The sequence below is a fragment of the Pseudonocardia pini genome (assembly GCF_013870575.1).
Classification (GTDB): Bacteria; Actinomycetota; Actinomycetes; order Mycobacteriales; family Pseudonocardiaceae; genus Pseudonocardia; species Pseudonocardia pini.
Genome location: NZ_JACBXB010000560.1, coordinates 1 through 3,790 on the forward strand (window position 1 = coordinate 1; position 3,790 = coordinate 3,790).

Annotated in this window: 2 protein-coding genes; one reads left to right on the forward strand and one right to left on the reverse strand. The window is 71.4% G+C overall.

All coding sequences use genetic code 11. From position 1 onward, the window contains the following. On the reverse strand, positions 1-1,303 hold a 1,303-nt coding region (locus H5J29_RS24680; protein WP_246394244.1), incomplete at its 3' end, for a sensor histidine kinase. 797 nt (positions 1,304-2,100) lie between these two features. Here H5J29_RS24680 and H5J29_RS24685 point away from each other — a divergent pair. Further along, on the forward strand, positions 2,101-3,790 hold a 1,690-nt coding region (locus H5J29_RS24685; protein ID WP_312858385.1), incomplete at its 3' end, for an enoyl-CoA hydratase-related protein.

Consider the following 3,790-nt stretch of genomic DNA (forward strand, 5'->3'; position numbering starts at 1 on the left):
TGCCGATGCCCGCGTGCGGACCCGCCTGCGGGTCGGACACGAAGAGCTCCGCGGGCAGGATGACGACCGCGGTCAGGCCGGAGCCCGGCGTGGTGGACAGCGAGACCTCGATCCTGTGGCGCGACGCCAGCCGGGCGACGACGTGGAAGCCGAGCCGCTGCGACACCGACAGGTCGACGTCCTTGGGTCGGATGAGCATCTCGTTGGCCGCGGCCAGCTCGTCGGCGGGCATGCCGACGCCCCAGTCCTCGACCGTGAGCACCTGGCCGCCGATCTCGGCGCGGTGCGGGCGGGAGCGGATGGTCACCGAGGTGTCCGGCGGGGAGAACCGGACGGCGTTCTCGGTCAGCTCGGCCAGCAGGTGCGTGAGGTCCGCGACGCTGTGTCCGGCGACCGCGACCCGGTCGTCCACGGAGAACTCCACCCGGTCCAGGTCCTCGGTCTCCGCGATCGCGGCGCGCACGACGTCGCGCATGGACACCGGGGCCGACCAGACGCGCGGCGGCTGCTCACCGGACAGCACGAGCAGGCTCTCGGCGTTGCGCCGGACGCGGGTGGCGAGGTGGTCGAGCTTGAACAGCTCGGCGAGCTGGTCGGGGTCCTGCTCCTTCTCCTCCAGCTGGTTGATGATGTCCAGCTGGCGGTAGAGCATCGACTGGTTGCGGCGGGCCAGGTTGACCAGCATGTCCGACGTGAACTGCTTGCGGCCGATCTCGGCGTCCGCCCGGACGAGCTCGCGGCCGAGCTCGTGCTTCTCGCTCTGCTCGTCCTCGGTGATCCGCCAGAAGATCACCAGGCCGATGCAGGCCAGCAGCACGCCGAACGCGTGGATGGCCGCCCAGAGCACGGGGTTCTCCTGCGCGGCGGGGTGGTTGAAGATCAGCGTGGGGAAGAAGATCGTGCCGACCGCGTGCGAGACGCCGGTGAACAGCACGTTCCACAGGAACGGCACCCAGTCCTGGTAGAGCGCGATGAAGCCGATGATGATGAAGAAGTGGAAGTGCGCCTCGATGGTGCCGCCGGTGATCGCCACCAGCGTGATCGAGCACCAGACCAGGCCCGCCGTGATCAGCGAGGCCGCGGTGCGCTTGTGCGTGACGAAGTGGCCCGCGACCAGCGCGACCACGACCGGGGCGACACCCGCCCCCAGCACCAGGCCCACCGGGTTGCCCAGGCCGATCCCGAGCGCCACCAGCACCGGGATGTGGATCGCCAGCACCACCTGCAGCAGGCGGTGCCGCCTGTGCCACGACGCGTCGTCGAGCGTGTTGCCGCGCGGCAGCCACTCCAGCAGCCTCGTCATCCCTCGGCCACCCACCCTCTCGCTCTCGGTCCTCGTCCGGCGTTCCGTCACGCCGTGGTGCCGCCCTCGGGGTGGGCGGTCATCCGAACGGAACGTGGTCCGTCGGATTCGGAACGCATCGTCGGCGGAAGGTACACGGAGGGTGTTTCAGCCATGACTCGTTCGAGTGGCGCGGGCCACGAGAACGTGCTCGGGAACGCCGATCGGCGCCGGCGCGGGACCTTTCGGCCGGTTCACGGAGCAGCGCGACACGCCCATCCGGCGGAAGCGGACGCACACTCACCCGCGGTTGCGACCGCCGGGCTCAGAGTGATGACCACTCGTCGCGCAAGATGTTCGGCGGCCGAGTGAAACGCTCGACAGGGTCGTTGGACCCCTTCCTGAGAGTCCCCGGACGCGTCGGTTGGGCCCTTCGGACGCGATCTTGGAAGGCCACGCTGGGTGATCCACTCCAACCGGACCACGATCGTCTTCACCCCTCCGGAGCAGCCACTAGGCCACATGTCGTCACCGCTCGGCGACTCACAGTCCTCTTCCTCGCCGTACGGTCAGGGCGGTGAGGAGTCGGGGCCAGGCCTGTGAGCTGCGACGACGAGGGAGCATCTCCAGCAGGTACCCCCGAGCGGCGATGATCTTCTGGGCTGATCGGCCCAGCGGCAGTCCCGCACGACCGAGGTAACGTCCCTCGCGTCCACGTGCGGTTCCGGGGGGCAACCCGAGCCAGGTCGTGGCGACCTGGGCTCGACGGCGCGCCCGCTCGGCAGTGCTCCCCCACTGATCGACACCCGGAGAAGTACGTGAGAATCCTGTTGCTCTGTTCGTCCTACAACGGGCTGACCCAGCGCGTCTGGACGGAGCTCCGCGAGGACGGCCACCACGTGGACGTCCGCCTCTCGCACGACGAGGCCGCCATCCGCCGCGCCGTGCACGACACCCGGCCGGAGCTCGTGCTCTGCCCGTTCCTGAAGGACCGGGTGCCGGAGGACGTGTGGCGCGGCCACCGGGTCGTGGTGATCCACCCCGGCCCGCTCGGCGACCGCGGGCCCTCCTCGATCGACTGGGCGATCACCGACGCGGAGCCGGTCTGGGGTGTGACCGCCCTGCAGGCCGTGGAGGAGATGGACGCGGGCCCGATCTGGGGCCACCGCACGTTCCCGATGCCTGCCGACGCTCCGCGCAAGTCGAGCGTCTACAACGGTCCGGTGGCCGACGCCGGCGTCTCGCTGGCCCGCGAGGTCGTGGCCAAGGCGCAGGACCCCGCGTTCGTGCCCGCCCCCGTCGAGACGTTCGGGGCGGAGGTCATCGGCAGGCTGCGGCCCACGATGACGCAGGCGGACCGGGTCTTCTCCTGGGAGGACCCCACCGACCACGTGCTGCGCCGGATCCGCGCGGCCGACGGCTCGCCCGGCGTCCGCTCCCGGATCGCAGGTGTGGACCTCTCGGTCTTCGACGCCCACCGCGGCTCCGCGACCCCCGGCGAGCCGGGCTCGATCGCCCTGCGCAGGCACGGCGCGGTCCTCGTCCGGACCGGGGACGGGGCGGTCTGGATCGGGCACGCCCGCGTGCCGAAGGGGATCAAGCTCCCCGTCACGAGCGTGCTGGCGGGCAGGCTCGACGAGGTGCCGGAGTCCCTCGAGCGGCCGACCGGGCCGTCCGACGGCTACCGGGAGATCAGCTATCGCAGGGTCGGCCCGGAGGGCTGCGTCGGGGTGGTGCGTGCGGACCTCTACAACGGTGCGATGTCCGCGAGCCAGGGCCACCGGATCGCCGCCGCGCTGCGGCACGCCGCCGCGCAGGACACGAAGGTGCTGGTCTTCGAGGCGGGCGAGGTGTTCTCCAACGGGATCCACCTCAACGTGGCCGAGGGCAGGCCCGACCCGACCGTCGAGAGCTGGCGGAACATCAACGCGATCAACGACGTCTGCCGCGAGCTGCTGACCTGCACCTCGCAGCTGGTGCTGACCGCCGTCGGCGGGCCCGCGGGCGCGGGCGGTGTGATGATGGCGCTCGGGGCGGACTCGGTGCTGCTGCGCGAGGGCGCGGTGCTCAACCCGCACTACCGCAACATGGGCCTCACCGGCTCGGAGTACTGGACCTACGCGCTGCCGCGTCGGGTCGGGTCGGCCGACTCGGTCCGGTTCACCCAGGACTGCCTGCCCGTCGGGCACGCCGAGGCGCTGCGCACGGGCCTCGTCGACGAGGTGGTCCCCGCCGACCGGGCGACGTTCGACGCCGCCGTGGTGGAGCACGCGGCCCGGCTCGCCACCTCGGACTCCTACGGGACCGCGCTCGCCGCCAAGCAGGCGGCGCGCGAGGCGGACGAGCTGCGCCGTCCACTGGAGACCTACCGGGTCCAGGAGCTCGCGGAGATGAGCCGGGACATGTTCGACGACCGGTACTCCTACGCCGCGCTGCGCCACGAGTTCGTCGCCAAGACCAAGGACACCTCCTTCGACGACCCGACGATCGCGCGCTCCGTCCGGGAGG